This window comes from Pseudomonas sp. NPDC090752 (assembly GCF_055584805.1).
The window spans coordinates 89,497-106,240 of the sequence record NZ_JBVJLI010000013.1 but is presented as its reverse complement, the minus strand read 5'-3'; the positions used below and the strand labels follow the sequence as shown (position 1 = coordinate 106,240).

The 16,744-nt window shown below is 62.9% G+C and carries 12 protein-coding genes; 5 read left to right on the top strand and 7 right to left on the bottom strand.

Annotation, left to right across the window (positions count from 1 at the left end):
* Positions 1–7: 7 nt before the first annotated feature.
* The gene (locus ACZ6YA_RS18165; RefSeq protein ID WP_465898473.1) at positions 8–1,033 is read right to left on the bottom strand and encodes an NAD(P)H-dependent glycerol-3-phosphate dehydrogenase; all 1,026 of its coding nucleotides are present in this window, start codon (positions 1,031–1,033) and stop codon (positions 8–10) included.
* Between the two features lie 115 nt (positions 1,034–1,148).
* Between ACZ6YA_RS18165 and ACZ6YA_RS18160 the strand changes: the two genes are divergently transcribed.
* The 5 genes from ACZ6YA_RS18160 (at position 1,149) to fabB (ending at position 8,063) form a co-directional block, all read left to right on the top strand.
* Positions 1,149–3,296, top strand: coding sequence for a TonB-dependent receptor plug domain-containing protein (locus ACZ6YA_RS18160; protein WP_465898472.1), 2,148 nt, complete (start codon positions 1,149–1,151; stop codon positions 3,294–3,296).
* Positions 3,296–4,186 carry an ABC transporter substrate-binding protein gene (locus tag ACZ6YA_RS18155; RefSeq protein ID WP_465898471.1) on the top strand — a complete coding sequence of 297 codons (891 nt, stop codon included), beginning with the start codon at positions 3,296–3,298 and terminating at the stop codon, positions 4,184–4,186. The genes ACZ6YA_RS18160 and ACZ6YA_RS18155 overlap by 1 nt, the downstream gene beginning before the upstream one ends.
* Positions 4,183–6,114, top strand: coding sequence for an ATP-binding protein (locus ACZ6YA_RS18150; protein ID WP_465898470.1), 1,932 nt, complete (start codon positions 4,183–4,185; stop codon positions 6,112–6,114). Before ACZ6YA_RS18155 ends, ACZ6YA_RS18150 begins: the two co-directional genes overlap by 4 nt.
* A 201-nt stretch (positions 6,115–6,315) precedes the next feature.
* Positions 6,316–6,831: a 3-hydroxyacyl-[acyl-carrier-protein] dehydratase FabA gene (fabA, locus tag ACZ6YA_RS18145; protein WP_241807037.1), complete on the top strand. Its 516-nt coding sequence runs from the start codon at positions 6,316–6,318 to the stop codon at positions 6,829–6,831.
* 11 nt (positions 6,832–6,842) lie between these two features.
* Entirely contained in the window at positions 6,843–8,063 is a 1,221-nt protein-coding gene (gene fabB / locus ACZ6YA_RS18140) for a beta-ketoacyl-ACP synthase I (RefSeq protein ID WP_401083027.1), read from the top strand.
* Positions 8,064–8,133: 70 nt separating this feature from the next.
* Here the strand turns inward: fabB and prpD are convergent, their stop codons facing one another.
* The 6 genes from prpD to ACZ6YA_RS18110 all read right to left on the bottom strand — a co-directional run bounded on the left by prpD (position 8,134) and on the right by ACZ6YA_RS18110 (position 16,522).
* A complete protein-coding gene (gene prpD / locus ACZ6YA_RS18135; protein ID WP_465898469.1) occupies positions 8,134–9,618 on the bottom strand; it encodes a 2-methylcitrate dehydratase in 1,485 nt (494 codons plus the stop codon).
* A gap of 165 nt (positions 9,619–9,783) precedes the next feature.
* A complete protein-coding gene (gene prpF, locus ACZ6YA_RS18130; protein WP_465898468.1) occupies positions 9,784–10,974 on the bottom strand; it encodes a 2-methylaconitate cis-trans isomerase PrpF in 1,191 nt (396 codons plus the stop codon).
* Positions 10,975–10,985: 11 nt separating this feature from the next.
* Positions 10,986–13,574: a Fe/S-dependent 2-methylisocitrate dehydratase AcnD gene (acnD, locus tag ACZ6YA_RS18125; protein ID WP_465898467.1), complete on the bottom strand. Its 2,589-nt coding sequence runs from the start codon at positions 13,572–13,574 to the stop codon at positions 10,986–10,988.
* A gap of 156 nt (positions 13,575–13,730) precedes the next feature.
* A complete protein-coding gene (gene prpC / locus ACZ6YA_RS18120) occupies positions 13,731–14,858 on the bottom strand; it encodes a bifunctional 2-methylcitrate synthase/citrate synthase (RefSeq protein WP_465898466.1) in 1,128 nt (375 codons plus the stop codon).
* 60 nt (positions 14,859–14,918) lie between these two features.
* Positions 14,919–15,809 (bottom strand): methylisocitrate lyase, encoded by an 891-nt coding sequence (gene prpB / locus ACZ6YA_RS18115; protein WP_465898465.1) that lies wholly within the window; start codon positions 15,807–15,809, stop codon positions 14,919–14,921.
* Positions 15,806–16,522: a GntR family transcriptional regulator gene (locus ACZ6YA_RS18110; protein WP_465898464.1), complete on the bottom strand. Its 717-nt coding sequence runs from the start codon at positions 16,520–16,522 to the stop codon at positions 15,806–15,808. The genes prpB and ACZ6YA_RS18110 overlap by 4 nt, the downstream gene beginning before the upstream one ends.
* Positions 16,523–16,744: the final 222 nt, after the last annotated feature.

Here is a 16,744-nt window from a genome sequence, read left to right as displayed (position 1 = left end):
GCTCAGCTCAGTTGAAACCGCTGGTGGAAATGAAGTCGACGTCGGTCTTGGGCTCGGCGCGCATCAGGCGCTCGATCACCTGGTTCAACGTGCGGCCTTCGAACAGGATGGCATGCAGGCCAGCCACCAGTGGCATGTAAACCTGTACTTCTTCGGCCTTGGCCTTGAGCACTTTGAGCGTATTGACCCCTTCGGCCACTTCGCCCAGGCGACTGACCGCCTGCTCCAGGCTCAGGCCCTGGCCCAGGGCGTGCCCCACTTGATAGTTGCGGCTTTTAGGCGAGGAACAGGTGACGATCAAATCGCCGACCCCCGCCAGGCCGAGGAAGGTCATCGGGTTGGCACCCTGACTCACGGCGAAGCGGGTCATCTCGGCCAGCGCCCGGGTGATCAGCATGCTCTTGGTGTTCTCGCCCATGCCCAGCGCCACTGCCATGCCGGCGATGATCGCGTAGACGTTCTTCAGCGCCCCGCCCAGCTCGACGCCGAAGCGGTCGCTGCTGGCGTAGACGCGGAAGGTGCTGCCGTGCAAAACGGCCTGCACGCGCTGGCACAGGTCTTCATCTTCGCTGGCGACCACCGTGGCGGTCAGCGCATGCTCGGCAATCTCGCGGGCCAGGTTGGGCCCAGACAGCACGCCGATGCGCGCCTCGGGCGCGATCTCTTCGAGAATCTGGCTCATCAGCTTGAAGCTCTGCGCTTCGATGCCCTTGGTCAGGCTGACCAGGCATTTGCCACGCAGCAGGTCGGCATGCGGGGCCAGCACACTGCGCAGTGCACTCGAAGGCAGGGCGACGAACACCAGGTCGCTGGACTGCAAGGTGGCCAGCAGGTCATTGACCGGTTCGACGCCATCATGCACACGGATGCCCTTGAGGTAGCGTGGGTTCTCGCGATTGACACGCATGGCCTCGGCCTGCTCGGGGTCGCGCATCCATTGGCGCACCGGCACGCCGTTCTGCGCCAGCAGGTTGGCCACGGCGGTGCCGAAGCTTCCGCCACCCAGAACTGCAACAGGTTGCTGTTCAGTCATATTCAATCCGTTAAAGCCATAAATTAAGTGGCGACCGGGCCATTATACGGCGCACTTGCGACAGAACCAGTGTCCGTGCCGCAGATCACTGGCAAAACCTTCACGGTCAGTTAACATGCCTGTCTCAACTCTGATACAAGGCCGTATCGTGTTCCCTGGCACGCCCCCCTACCCTCGCCTGCTGCTATTGACCGCATTGCTCGGTGGTCCGGCGATGGCCGACGACCTGTTCCTCGACAACACCGACCTGCCGCAGGTTCTGACCGCCACCCGGCTGAAACAATCCCCGGCGGCCGTGCCAGGCAGCATGACCGTGATCGACAGCGACCTGATCCACGCCAGCGGCGCCCGAGACATCCCCGAGCTGCTGCGCCTGGTGCCAGGCATGATGATCGGCTACGGCGCCGGCAACCAGCCGACCGTCAACTACCACGGCACCAACGTCAACGAAGCGCGGCGCATGCAAGTGCTGATCGATGGCCGCTCGGTGTACCGCGCGGGCCTGGCCACGGTGGACTGGAGTGACATCCCGGTGGCGCTGGAGGATATCGAGCGTATCGAGGTGTTTCGCGGCCCAAATACCGTCAGCTACGGCGCTAACGCGCTGATGGCGGTGGTCAACATCCTCACCCGCAACCCCGCTGACAGCCACGGCACCCGCATGAAGTTGACCCGAGGCCAGGACGGCATCGATGATTACTACCTCAGCCAAGGTTTCGGCTGGGAGGGGGGGGACCTGCGCTTGTCGGTGTCAGGGCAGAAAGATGACGGTTTCGATGAAAACCAATACGGCCAGGACTACCGCGACAGCCGCCGCCTGAACCGCTTCAACCTGAGCGTCAGCCATAACCTGGCGCTGAATCAGACGTTGGAATGGCAGCTGGCGGCCAAGGAAGGCAGCAACCAGCGGCCCTATACGTATCAGCCCGTTTTCCCCTTCGTCACGACAAATGGTGACAACGCCGATGTCAATGCCAAGGATTATGCAGGCTCGGTGCGCTGGAACATCGATTTCAACCCGGAGCACAGTCTTTACGTACAGGGTTCGGCTCAGCACTTCGACCGCCAGCAGGTCTGGCGCGCGTGCGACGCGGCGCTGTCGTTCAGCCCAGAGCTTACCCGGCTGTGGCAGCTGAACCCGAATTTCGCCGAGCTGGTCGCACGTGGCGCCAACAATCCACCCAGCAGCAGCAATCCCGAAGAACAGGCACTGGTCGATGCAATCAAGGACCAGTGGAACAACCAGGGCGGCCGTAATGTGGTCTGCGGCGACGTTGATCAGAGCACTCGGGAAACCCGCTACGACCTGGAAATCCAGGACACCCTGAGCCTGACCGACAGTTTGCGCCTGCTCAGCGGCATGAACTACCGCTATGATCGCGCCGATTCGCAGACTTACTTTGACGGCAGCCTCGACGACCAGACCTGGCGCCTGTTCGGCCAACTGGAGTGGCGCGCCGACGAACACTGGATCGTGCAGGGCGGTGCGATGTTCGAGGACTCGCAGTTGTCCGGCAGCTCGCTGACCCCGCGCATGGCGGTCAACTACCTGATCACGCCGCGCCACGGCCTGCGTGCAGTGTACTCGGAAGCCGTGCGTTCGCCGGACATGTTCGAGAACAACGTCAACTGGAGCTACACGGTCAAGAACCTGACGCCCTCCGCGTTCGGCCAGCAGAACGGCGAGTACTTCGTCAAGACTCGTGGCCCGGGCAATCTCGTCCAGGAACGCATGCGCTCCCGCGAGCTGGGCTATAACGGCCAGTTCAGCGACTTCGACCTGAACATGGATGTAAAGCTGTTCTACGACGAGATCACCGGGATGATCAGCGAACCGTTGAAAAACAACCAGTACATCGCCAGCAACGCGAACAAGGCTCGCTTCAGCGGCAGTGAAGCGCAGCTGGACTGGCGCCCGACCCGCAGTGACCGCCTGCGCTTCACCTACGCCTACGTCGATGCCTGGGCCAGCAACCGTGCCGATAGCACCAACACGGCGCGCAACAGTGGCTCGGCGGGTTGGATGCGCGAATGGGGCCAGGGCTGGTCAAGCGCGCTGTTCTACTACGGCGACAATGCGCTCAACCAGTATCGCTTCGAGCGCCTCGACCTGCGCCTGGCCAAGCGGTTTCGTATCCAGGGCAGCAACCTGGAACTGGCCGCTTTGTGGCAGCAGCGTCTGGATGACGAACCCACGACCGCCGTTCAGAACCGTTACGACAGCCGGCATCGCCTGAGCGTGAGCGCGGAGCTGGAGTTCTGATGGCACGATTGCTGCGGCTGCTGCTGTTCTGCCTATGGCCACTCGGTTCGCTGTCTGCCAGCGAAATCCTGTTGGTCGGTGGCGAGGATCAGCCCGGCATCCGCAGCTTTGTCGCGGCGCTGGAAAGCCGCCGCAGCCACGACCAGGTGCGATTCCAGACCGTCAGCGAACTGCCCCGCCCCGGCCAACTCAACGCGGACACACGCCTGGTGCTGCTGGACAGCGCCGCGCTGGAATGGCGTCTGGACGAAACCAGCGGGCCGCCAGCGCTGGCCATGCGTATAAGCCGCGTGCAGGCCGAGCAGCGTCTGGGAAAGGCCCGCCCCGGCTACTTGACCTTGCTGTGGAGTGATGCGCCGCTGGCTCGGCAGCTGCGCCTGGCCCGCTATCTGTTGCCTCAGGCACAGCGCATTGGCGTGCTGTACGGTGAAAACAGCTATTTTCTGCTCGATGAACTGCGTCAGGCGGCCCGCCCGCTGGGTCTGGAAGTCATTGCCCAAGACTGGCCGGACCAGCGTGACAGCCGCCCTCTGCAGCATGTGCTGGGCAGCAGCGACGTGCTGCTCGGCCTCGATGACCCCTACCTGTACAACTCCAAGACCGCAAAGAATCTGCTGCTCAGCAGCTATGGCCGGCAGATGGCGCTGATAGGCCCCAACGCCGGCTTCGTTCGCGCCGGCGCCCTGGCCAGCACCTACAGCGACCAGGACGACTGGTTGGCGGTGCTCGACCAGTTGCTCGACCATCCGCCGTCGCGCTGGCCACGCAGCCTGTACCCGGCACGTTTCGGGGTCAGCGGCAACCAGCAGGTGGCACGCGCCCTTGGCCTTGAACCTATCGATCCGACCGCCACTGCCAAAGCCCTGGCCGAAGGAGAACCCACCCCATGAGCAAACGCCTGAGCTGGGACATCCACACCCGCACCCAAATCATCAGCCTGGGCCCCGCGCTGCTGCTGACCCTGCTGCTGATCAGCTTCTTCACATTCGTGCGTATCCAGGACTTGCGCCAAGAGCTCAATCACACCGGGCAACTGATCGCCAATCAGCTGGCCCCGGCCTCCGAATATGGGGTGATCTCAGGCAACAATGAAGTGCTCGAAGGCCTGATGCGGGCCACATTGAGCATCCCCCACGTGCGCTTCCTGGAGGTTCAGGACAGCCGCAACAACATCCTGGTGTATGTCGAGCAGTCCGGCGAAAGCGCCAACCGAGCGCAACGGGTGGAGGTGTTCCAGGCGCCGATCCGCCTGCAACAGATCCGGCTGGACAACGACTTCCTGCAGCAAGGCACTGCGCCACCCCCCTCGATTGGCGACGACTATCTGGGGCGGGTGATCGTCGGGATGTCGGATGACGCCTTCAGCCAGCGCCAGCAGGAAATCGTGATCAAGGCCGGCATCCTGGCCCTGTTTGCCCTGCTGTTCACCTTCCTCCTCGCCCGCCGCCTGGCCATGAGCCTGGCCAAGCCGATCAGCGACATGGGGCACGCGGTCAAGGCCATCCAACAGGGCGAGTACAACGCACCGTTGCCGGTCGTCGATGACAGCGAGCTGGGCCACCTTGCACGCCACATCAACAACCTCGCCAGCGCCCTGGAACAGGCCAGTGCCGAACAGAAGCAAGCCATGGCCCAGTTGATTCAGGCACGTGAGGAAGCCGAGCAGGCCAACGGCGCCAAATCGGAATTTCTGGCAATGATGAGCCATGAGCTGCGCACGCCCATGAATGGCGTGCTGGGCATGCTGCAGTTGCTGGAAACCACCCCGCTGACCGGTGAACAGGCCGAGTACACGGCAGTAGCCAGCGAATCCACTGGGCACTTGCTCAAGGTGATTAACGACATTCTTGATTTCTCGCGAATCGAACGCACCACGTTGCAGCTGGAACACATCGACTTCAACCTCGGCGAGTTGATCGTCAGCAGCGTGCAGCCGTTCCAGCACAGCGCCCAGCAGCAGGGCCTGGAATTGCACGTGCACCTGCCAGTCGCAAGCGATCAGGTGCACGTGATGGGCGACCCGACGCGCATTCGCCAGATCATGCTCAACCTGGTTGGCAATGCCTTGAAATTCACCGAGCGCGGCCAGGTGCAGGTCGAAGCCCGCTGGCAGGTGCTCGACAGGCAGACGCTGTGGTTTACCTGCAGCGTGCGCGACACCGGCATCGGTATCGACAGCGAGCGCCTGGAAATGATGTTCGTCGCCTTCCAACAGGCCGACAGCTCGATCTCGCGGCGCTATGGGGGGACCGGCCTGGGCTTGTCCATCGCCCGCACCCTGGCTGAACGCATGGGCGGCAAGTTGCGTGGCGAAAGCCGCGAAGGGTTGGGCTCGACCTTTACCCTGGAGATGCCGCTGGCACTGGCCAACAGCGTGCCGGCGGTATTGCCCGGTGCCACGCCAGCCCAAGGGCTGCTGGCGGAAGGTGAACGCATCCTGCTGGTCGAGGACAATCCCGTCAATCAAAGCGTTATCGAGGCCATGCTGCGCAGCCTGGGGCTGGAGGTCAGCGTGGCACACGATGGCGTTCAGGCCGTGGATCAAGTTCGCCAACAGCACTTTGCCGCGGTCCTGATGGACTGCCGCCTGCCACACGTGGATGGCTACGAAGCCACCCGGCGCATTCGCCTGCTGCCCAACGGTGGCCAGCTACCGATCATCGCCTTGACCGCCAATGCCCTGCAAGGCGACCGTGAGCGCTGCATCGCCGCTGGCATGAACGACTACTTGAGCAAACCCTTCCGCCGCACCGAGTTGCAGCGGGTATTACAGCGCTGGCTACCTGGCCGGACAGCCGCGACTGGCGATAAATGCTAAAGTGCGGCAGTCTTAAGGACTGGACAGGACCTTCGTCGGACCTGAAAATAGACGTTTCAGTGCACACCTGTACTTCTTTCGCCAGGTGCGCTGTGACTTTCACCACAACGCAATAGTCTACCTGTAGGCTGCCACCCGGAGAGATGCCGGGTTGGCCGGGAAGATTCATCCCCTGCCACAGGGGGTTATTGAGGAGCTCGCATGACCAAACAACACGCCTTTACTCGGGAAGACCTGCTGCGCTGCAGTCGCGGTGAGCTGTTCGGCCCAGGTAATGCGCAACTGCCCGCGCCGAACATGCTGATGGTCGATCGCATCACCCATATCAGCGAAGAAGGCGGCAAGTACGGCAAAGGTGAATTGGTCGCCGAGCTGGATATCACCCCGGACCTGTGGTTCTTCGCCTGCCACTTCGAAGGCGACCCGGTGATGCCGGGCTGCCTGGGCCTCGACGCCATGTGGCAACTGGTGGGCTTCTTCCTCGGCTGGCAGGGTCTGCCAGGCCGTGGCCGCGCCCTGGGTTCTGGTGAAGTGAAATTCTTCGGCCAGGTATTGCCTACCGCGAAGAAAGTCACCTACAACATTCATATCAAGCGCGTCCTCAAGGGCAAGCTGAACATGGCCATCGCCGATGGCTCGGTCAGCGTTGACGGCCGCGAGATCTACACGGCCGACGCCCTGCGGGTCGGCGTGTTCACCTCCACTGACAATTTCTAAGGGTTATTCGCATGCGCCGCGTCGTTATCACTGGTCTGGGCATCGTATCGTGCCTGGGCAATGACAAAGCTACCGTCACCGAAAACCTGCGCAACAGCCGTCCGGGCATCCGTTACAACCCGGAATACAAGGAACAGGGGCTGCGTAGCCAGGTTTCCGGCTCCATCGACCTCAACCTCGAAGAACTGATCGACCGCAAGGTCTATCGCTTCGTCGGCCACGCTGCGGCGTACGCCTACCTGGCGATGCAAGACGCGATCAAGGACGCCGGCCTGACTGAAGAGCAGGTTTCCAACCCGCGCACCGGCCTGGTGGCTGGCTCCGGCGGCGCCTCGACCCTGAACCAGATGGAAGCGCTGGACACCCTGCGCGAGAAGGGCGTCAAGCGCGTCGGCCCATACCGCGTCACCCGCACCATGGGCAGCACCGTGTCGGCGTGCCTGGCCACCCCGTTCAAGATCAAGGGCCTGAACTACTCGATCTCGTCGGCCTGTGCCACCTCGGCTCACTGCATCGGTACCGCGCTGGAGCAAATCCAGTGGGGCAAGCAGGACATCGTGTTCGCCGGTGGCGGTGAAGAAGAGCACTGGAGCCAGTCGTTCCTGTTCGATGCCATGGGCGCCCTGTCGACCAAGCGCAACGAAACACCGGAACTGGCCTCGCGCGCCTACGACGCCGACCGTGATGGCTTCGTCATCGCGGGCGGCGGCGGCATGGTGGTGGTCGAGGAGCTGGAGCACGCCCTGGCCCGCGGCGCCAAGATCTACGCCGAAATCGTCGGCTACGGTGCCACGTCCGACGGTTACGACATGGTTGCGCCAAGCGGCGAAGGCGCCATCCGCTGCATGCAGCAGGCGCTGGCCACCGTCGACACGCCGATCGACTACCTGAACACCCACGGCACTTCGACCCCAGTCGGGGACGTTGCCGAGATCAAGGGCGTTCGCGCAGTGTTCGGCGACAAGGCGCCGAAGATCAGCTCGACCAAGAGCCTGTCGGGCCACTCGCTGGGCGCCGCTGGCGTGCACGAGGCGATCTACTGCCTGCTGATGATGGAAAACAACTTCATCGCTGGCTCCGCCAACATCGACGAGCTGGACCCGGAGGTCGCCGACCTGCCAATCCTGCGCAAAACTGAAGAAAACGCCAAGATCGACACGGTCATGAGCAACAGCTTCGGCTTTGGCGGCACCAACGCCACCCTGGTGCTCAAGCGCTGGGAAGGCAAGTAAGGCCCTGCAGCGACACTGAAAACGCCCCGACTGGTTCGGGGCGTTTTTTTGCCTGCATGCCAGGCATGAATCAGATCATGAACAAGTCCACAAACCGGTGCACCGCCGTGTTCTCAAGCTGCTGTTGATCCTTGCACAACGCGAAAATATCGACACAACGCTGGCGCGCAAACCGCGTCGCCAAGTTCTCCCTGAACTTCGCCTCCAACAACGCAATGCCCTCCCCGCGCCGGCGCCGGTGGCCGATCGGGTACTCCACCACCACCTGCTCGGTACTGCTGCCATCCTTGAAGAACACCTGCAGGCCATTGGCAATCGAGCGCTTGTCCGCTTCCAGGTATTCACGTGTGAATCGCGGCTCCTCGACCACCTCCATTTTCTCGCGCAGGCGGTCGATGCTCGGATGTGCCGCATGAAAGGCGTCTTCGTAGTGCTCGGCCACCAAATGACCAAATATCAGCGGCACCGCCACCATGTACTGCAGACAATGATCACGGTCTGCGGCATTGGCCAGCGGGCCTGCCTTGGAGATGATGCGGATCGCCGACTCTTGGGTGGTGATGACGATACGGTCGACCTCATGCAACCGGTTACGCACCTGCGGATACAGGCTCACCGCAGCCTCACAGGCGGTCTGGGCATGAAATTCGGCCGGGAAGCTGATTTTGAACAGCACATTTTCCATCACATAGCTGCCCAAGGGTTGCGGCAGGCTCAGCGCTTGCTGGGCGGACGGTTTGAGTGCCAGGTCCTTGTTGGTATGACTGAACGACACGTCGTAGAAGCCCCACTGCTGTGCAGTAAGTACCCCTGGCACGCCCATCTCGCCACGCAGCGCGATGTCGGCCAGACGCACACCTCGGCTTGAGGCATCACCGGCAGCCCAGGACTTGCGCGAGCCGGCATTCGGCGCATGACGGTAGGTACGCAGCGCCTGGCCATCGACGAAGGCATGGGACAAAGCCGAGAGCAGTTGCTCTCGATCGGCACCCATCAGCTTGGAGCAGACCGCCGTGGACGCGACCTTGACCAGTATTACGTGATCGAGGCCGACGCGGTTGAATGAATTTTCCAGCGCCAGCACACCCTGGATCTCATGCGCCATGACCATGGCCTCGAGCACCTCGCGCATCAATAGCGGAGCTTCACCCTTGGCCACCCGTTTTTGCGATAAGTGATCAGCCACCGCCAGAATGCCGCCCAGGTTATCCGAAGGGTGGGCCCACTCAGCGGCCAGCCAGGTATCGTTGTAGTCCAGCCAACGCACGGTGCAGCCGATGTCCCAGGCCGCTTTCACCGGATCAAGGCGGTAGCTGGTGCCTGGCACACGGGCACCATTGGGCACCACGGTGCCCTCCACCAGTGGGCCGAGGTGCTTGGTGCATTCAGGGAAGCGCAGTGCCAGGAGGCCGCAGCCCAGGGTATCCATCAGGCAATTGCGCGCGGTGTCAAAAGCCTCCGGTGACTCGACCTGGTAAGTGAGGACGTAGTCAGCGAGGGTTTGCAGCACCTCGTCGTAGTCGGGGCGCTCGTTCAAGTCCACGTTGGCGCTCATAGTCAGCTCCTGTGCATTGGGGCTGCGTTGCAGCCCTTCGCGGGGCAAGCCCGCTCCCACAGTTATCGCACAAGCCTTGAGGTCGGCGCTGTACTGTGGGAGCGGGCTTGCCCCGCGAAGGGCACAACTCGGCCCCGTCAACGAAAGCCCAGCGCCGGTCGTGCGTCAGAAGCTATCGCCGGGCACCCTCACCCAGCCTTCCATCAGCACGCGAGCACTACGGCTCATGATTGCCTTGGTTACCGTCCACTTGCCATTCAATTGGCTAGCCTGAGCCCCCACCCGCAAGGTGCCCGAGGGATGACCGAAACGCACGGCACTGCGCTCGCCCCCGCCTGCGGCGAGGTTGACCAGCGTGCCCGGAATGGCTGCAGCGGTGCCGATGGCCACCGCAGCGGTACCCATCATCGCGTGGTGCAGCTTGCCCATGGACAATGCACGCACGAGCAAGTCGATGTCAGCCTTCGCGACCGCCTTGCCACTGGACGCAGTGTAGGTGCTCGGCGGCGCAACGAAAGCCACCTTTGGCGTATGCTGACGCCCGGCAGCCTGGTCGACATGCTCGATCAGGCCCATGCGCACGGCGCCGTAGGCACGGATGGTTTCGAAACGCGCCAGGGCCTGGGCATCGCCGTTGATGGCGTCCTGCAGCTCGCTGCCGGTGTAACCGATATCGGCAGCATTGACGAAAACGGTCGGAATACCCGCATTGATCAAGGTAGCTTTGAACGTGCCGATACCGGGCACCTCCAGGTCGTCCACCAGGTTGCCAGTGGGGAACATCGCTCCGCCCCCGCCGTCTTCATCGGCGGCCGGATCGAGAAATTCAAGCTGTACCTCAGCCGCGGGGAATGTCACCCCATCGAGCTCGAAGTCGCCGGTTTCCTGGACCTCACCCTCGGTGATCGGCACATGAGCGATGATGGTCTTGCCGATATTGGCCTGCCAGATACGCACGGTGGCCACGCCGTTGCGCGGAATACGCGAGGGATCGACCAGGCCGCTGCTGATGGCGAACGCGCCGACGGCAGCGGACAGGTTGCCGCAGTTGCCGCTCCAGTCGACGAAGGCCTTATCGATGGCGACCTGGCCAAACAGGTAGTCCACATCATGGCCGGGCTTGCGGCTTGGCGACAGGATTACCGTCTTGCTGGTGCTGGAGGTGGCGCCGCCCATGCCGTCGATCTGCTTGGCATACGGGTCGGGGCTGCCGATTACCCGCAGCAGCAGGGCATCGCGGGTCGGCCCCGGTACCTGAGCCGCTTCGGGCAAATCCTGCAGACGGAAAAACACGCCCTTACTGGTACCGCCTCGGATATACGTGGCGGGAATTCTGACTTGTGCTGCATGTGCCATGGTCTGCTCCATCAAGCGGTGGCTTCGAGGAAGTCCTGGGCAAAGCGCTGCAGCACCCCACCCGCCTCGTAAATCGACACTTCTTCAGCGGTATCCAGGCGGCAGGTCACCGGCACCTCGACCCGCTCGCCGTCGCGACGGGTGACTACCAGCGTCAGCGTTGCTCGCGGCTTGCGTTCACCAAGCACGTCGTAGGTCTCGCTGCCATCCAGGCCCAGGGTCTTGCGGTCGGTGCCTGGTTTGAACTCCAGCGGCAACACGCCCATGCCCACCAGGTTGGTGCGGTGAATGCGCTCGAAGCCTTCGGCCACGATCGCCTCGACACCCGCCAGACGCACACCTTTGGCTGCCCAGTCTCGCGACGAGCCCTGGCCGTAGTCGGCACCGGCAACGATGATCAGCGGCTGCTTGCGCTGCATGTAGGTTTCGATGGCTTCCCACATGCGTGTCACCTGGCCTTCAGGCTCGATGCGCGCCAGCGAGCCCTGCCGCACGCTGCCGTCGTCCTTGCGCACCATTTCGTTGAACAGCTTGGGGTTGGCGAAGGTGGCGCGCTGCGCGGTCAGGTGGTCGCCGCGGTGGGTGGCGTAGGAGTTGAAGTCCTCTTCCGGTAAACCCATTTTCGCCAGGTACTCGCCAGCGGCACTGTCGAGCATGATGGCGTTGGAGGGCGACAGATGGTCGGTGGTGATGTTGTCTGGCAGCACCGCCAGCGGGCGCATGCCACGCAACGTACGTTCACCGGCCAGGGCGCCCTCCCAGTACGGCGGGCGGCGGATGTAGGTGCTCATCGGGCGCCAGTCGTACAGCGGCGTGACTTTCGGCCCACGGTCTTCCTCGATGGCAAACATCGGGATGTAGACCTTGCGGAACTGCTCCGGCTTGACCGCCGCGCGCACCACGGCGTCGATTTCTGCGTCGCTGGGCCAGATATCCTTGAGGCGAATTTCCTTGCCATCGACCACGCCCAGCACATCTTTCTCGATGTCGAAGCGGATGGTACCGGCGATGGCATAGGCCACCACCAGCGGCGGCGAGGCGAGAAACGCCTGCTTGGCGTAAGGGTGGATGCGCCCGTCAAAGTTGCGGTTGCCCGAAAGCACCGCGGTGGCGTAGAGGTCGCGGTCGATGATTTCCTGCTGGATCAGCGGATCCAGCGCACCGGACATGCCGTTGCAGGTCGTGCAGGCGAAGGCGACGATGCCAAAGCCCAGCTGCTCCAGCTCCTGCTCCAGCCCGGCTTCTTCCAGGTACAGCTGCACGGCCTTGGAACCCGGCGCCAGCGACGACTTGACCCACGGTTTGCGCGCCAGGCCCAATCGGTTGGCGTTGCGCGCCAAGAGGCCTGCGGCAATCACGTTGCGCGGGTTGCTGGTGTTGGTGCAACTGGTGATGGCGGCAATGATCACCGCGCCATCCGGCATCTGCCCCGGCACCGCCTCCCACGCACCGGCGATGCCCTTGGCCGCCAGATCACTCGTGGCCACGCGGGCGTGAGGGTTGGACGGGCCAGCCATGTTGCGCACCACGCTCGACAGGTCGAAATGCAACACACGCTCGTACTCGGCCTGGGCCAGGGCGTCAGCCCACAGGCCGGTGGCCTTGGCATAGGTTTCCACCAGCTGGACCTGTTGCTCTTCACGACCGGTCAACTTGAGGTAGTCGATGGTTTGCTGGTCGATGGCGAACATCGCGGCAGTCGCGCCATATTCCGGCGCCATGTTGGAGATGGTCGCGCGGTCGCCGAGGGTCAGTGCGCGGGCACCTTCACCATAGAACTCCAGATAGGCGCCCACCACCTTCTCTTTGCGCAGGAACTCGGTCAGAGCCAGTACCAGGTCGGTGGCAGTGATGTTCGGCGCCAGCTTGCCGCCCAGCTCGACGCCGACGATCTCCGGCAGGCGCATCCACGAGGCGCGACCGAGCATGACGTTCTCGGCTTCCAGGCCGCCGACGCCGATGGCGATCACGCCCAGGGCGTCGACATGCGGGGTATGGCTGTCGGTGCCGACGCAAGTGTCCGGGTAGGCCACCCCGCGGTCGTTGTGGATCACCGGCGACATCTTCTCCAGGTTGATCTGGTGCATGATGCCGTTGCCGGGCTGGATCACGTCGACGTTCTTGAACGCCTTCTTGGTCCAGTTGATGAAGTGGAAGCGGTCCTCGTTACGACGGTCTTCAATGGCGCGGTTCTTGTCAAACGCCTGCGGGTCGAAACCACCGCACTCGACGGCCAACGAGTGGTCGACGATCAGCTGTACCGGCACCACCGGGTTGACCGCAGCCGGGTCGCCCCCTTTGTCGGCGATGGCGTCGCGCAGGCCGGCGAGGTCCACCAGCGCGGTCTGACCTAGGATGTCGTGGCACACCACGCGGGCCGGGAACCAGGGGAAGTCGAGGTCGCGCTTGCGCTCGATCAGTTGGCCGAGCGAGGCGTCCAGGGTGGCCGGGTCGCAGCGACGCACCAGGTTTTCGGCGAGCACGCGGGAGGTGTACGGCAGGCTGTCATAAGCGCCGGGCTTGATGGCCTCGACCGCAGCGCGGGCATCGAAATAGTCCAGGGCAGTGCCTGGCAGGTGTTTGCGATATGCAGTGTTCATAATCAGCTCGGTCACGGTAATCGGAAGTGAGCCGTCCTTGTGGGAGCGGGCTTGCCCCGCGAATGCGTCAGCAGCTCCACATCGGCTGCCTGGCCCGACGCATTCGCGGGACAAGCCCGCTCCCACAGGGAAACAGGCGGCCTCTCTTTAATTGTTTCAGCGCTGCGCTATCGACACGAACTGGCGCTGCTCGACGCCTACATACTCGGCGCTCGGACGGATGATGCGGTTGTTGGCACGCTGCTCGAACACGTGGGCGGCCCAGCCGGTGAGGCGCGAACAGACGAAGATCGGGGTGAACAGCTTGGTCGGGATGCCCATGAAGTGGTACGCCGAGGCGTGGTAGAAGTCGGCATTGGGGAACAGACGCTTCTGCTCCCACATGGTCTTGTCGATGGCTTCGGAAACCGGGTACAGCACCTTGTCACCCACTTCGTCGGCAAGCTGCTTGGCCCAGCCCTTGATCACCTCGTTGCGTGGATCGGACTCTTTATAGATGGCATGGCCAAAGCCCATGATCTTGTCCTTGCGCTCAAGCATGCGCAGCAACTCGGCAGTGGCCTCCTGAGGGCTCTGGAAGCGCTCGATCAACTCCATGGCCGCCTCGTTGGCACCGCCGTGCAGCGGCCCGCGCAGCGAGCCGATGGCGGCGGTGACGCAGGAGTACAGGTCAGACAGGGTCGAGGCGCACACCCGGGCGGTGAACGTCGAGGCGTTGAACTCGTGCTCGGCGTAGAGGATCAAGGACACGTTCATTACCTTGACGTGCAGCGCGCTAGGCTGCTTGCCGTGCAGCAGGTGCAGGAAATGACCGCCCAGGGTGTCTTCGTCGGTGCTGCAGTCGATGCGCACGCCATGGTGGGTGAAGCGGTACCAGTAGCACATCACTGCCGGGAACAGCGCCAGCAGGCGATCGGTCTTGTCGCGCTGGGCCTCGAAGGTCAACTCCGGCTCCAGGGTGCCGAGCACCGAACAGCCGGTGCGCATCACGTCCATCGGGTGGGCGTCGCGCGGGATGCGTTCGAGTACTTCTTTCAGTGCCTGCGGCAGGTCGCGCAGGCCCTTGAGCTTGCGTTTGTAATCGGCCAGCTCGTTATTGCTCGGCAACTCGCCATATAGCAGCAGGTAGGCCACTTCTTCGAATTCGGCGCCAGCCGCCAGGTCGCGCACGTCATAACCGCGGTAGGTCAGGCCGGCACCGGCCTGGCCGACGGTCGACAGCGCGGTCTGGCCGGCCACCTGGCCACGCAGGCCTGCGCCACTGAGTACTTTTGCTTCGGCCATGGTGTTTCTCCTTTCTTGAATTTGTTATGGATAGCTTCAGGCTGATTCGGTTGCGCGCGATTAACCTTTCTTCTGCGCAAACAGCGCGTCGAGGCTCTGCTCGAACGCGTGGTAACCGATTGCATCGTAGAGCTCCATGCGGGTCTGCATGGTGTCGATCACGTTCTTCTGCGTACCGTCGCGACGCAGCGCGGTGTAGACATTGTCGGCCGCCTTGTTCATGGCGCGGAAGGCCGACAGCGGGTAGAGCACCAGCGACACGTCGACCGCCGCCAGTTCGTCGGTGGTGTACAACGGCGTGGCACCGAACTCGGTGATATTGGCCAGGATCGGCGCCTTGACCCGATCGGCGAAGGTCTTGTACATCTGCAGTTCGGTGATGGCTTCCGGGAAGATCATGTCGGCACCCGCCTCAACGCAGGCGGCGGCGCGGTCCAGGGCAGCGTTCAGGCCCTCCACCGCCAACGCATCGGTGCGCGCCATGATCACGAAGCTGTCATCAAGGCGGGCATCCACGGCGGCCTTGATGCGATCGACCATCTCCTGCTGCGAGACGATCTCCTTGTTCGGCCGGTGCCCGCAGCGCTTGGCGCCCACCTGGTCTTCGATGTGGATCGCGGCGGCGCCGAATTTGCACATAGAACGCACGGTACGTGCAACGTTGAACGCCGAGGCGCCGAAGCCGGTGTCGACATCCACCAGCAGCGGCAGGTCACAGACGTCGGTGATACGGCGCACGTCGGTCAGCACGTCATCCAGGCCGGTAATACCCAGGTCCGGCAGGCCCAGCGAGCCCGCGGCGACACCCCCACCGGACAGGTAGATCGCCTTGAAACCGGCGCGCTTGGCCAGCAGCGCGTGGTTGGCATTGATCGCGCCAACTACCTGCAGGGGATGTTCGGCGGCAACGGCGTCGCGAAAACGCTGACCAGGGGTGCTCTTGACAGTCATTTCTCACCTCGAAGGCTATTGTTGTTGGCGTCCAGGTAGTGACGCTCGATATTGCGCTTGGACGCGCCGATATGGCGGCGCATCAGGAGTTCGGCCAGCTCGCCGTCACGCTCGGCGATGGCATCGAGAATGCGGTGGTGTTCGGCAAAGGCCTGACGAGGGCGGTTGGGCGTGGCGGAAAACTGGATGCGGTACATGCGCACCAGTTGGTACAGCTCACCGCAGAGCATCTTGACCAGGGTCTGGTTGCCGCTGCCCTGGATGATCCGGTAATGGAAGTCATAGTCGCCTTCCTGCTGGTAATAGCCCAGCCCGGCCTGGAATGCAGCGTCGCGCTCATGGGTGTCGAGCACCCGGCGCAGCTCGTCGATGTCACCCTGGCTCATGCGCTCGGCGGCCAGGCGGCAGGCCATGCCTTCCAGGGATTCGCGAATTTCGTACAGTTCGATCAGCTCGGCATGGTTGAGCGACACTACCCGCGCGCCGACATGCGGCACACGCACCAGCAAGCGCTGACCTTCCAGTCGATGGATGGCCTCGCGCAGTGGACCACGGCTGATGCCGTAGGTGCGCGCCAGCTCCGGCTCGGAGATCTTGCTGCCGGGCGCGATCTCACCCTTGACGATCGCCGCCTGGATGCGCCGAAAAACGTGCTCGGATAGTGTTTCCGTATCATCTGACGCAGCCGGAGAGGGAGTGCTGAGGTCCAGCATATTGTCGACACCTTGCTAATCTCTTGAGCAGAAACTAGCGAATCAAGCCAGATCAGTCAAAGACAAAATCAATATTGTCGACAATCGTCTAAGAACGAACTTACCCGGCCGATACGCTGTCTGATCGCGATGCGCTGGCGTCAAGACATCGGCGTGATAGAATGCCGCGCCTCCAACGGAGTATGGATAGCGTATCTGTCATCTTTTCATGTTGTTGACAGA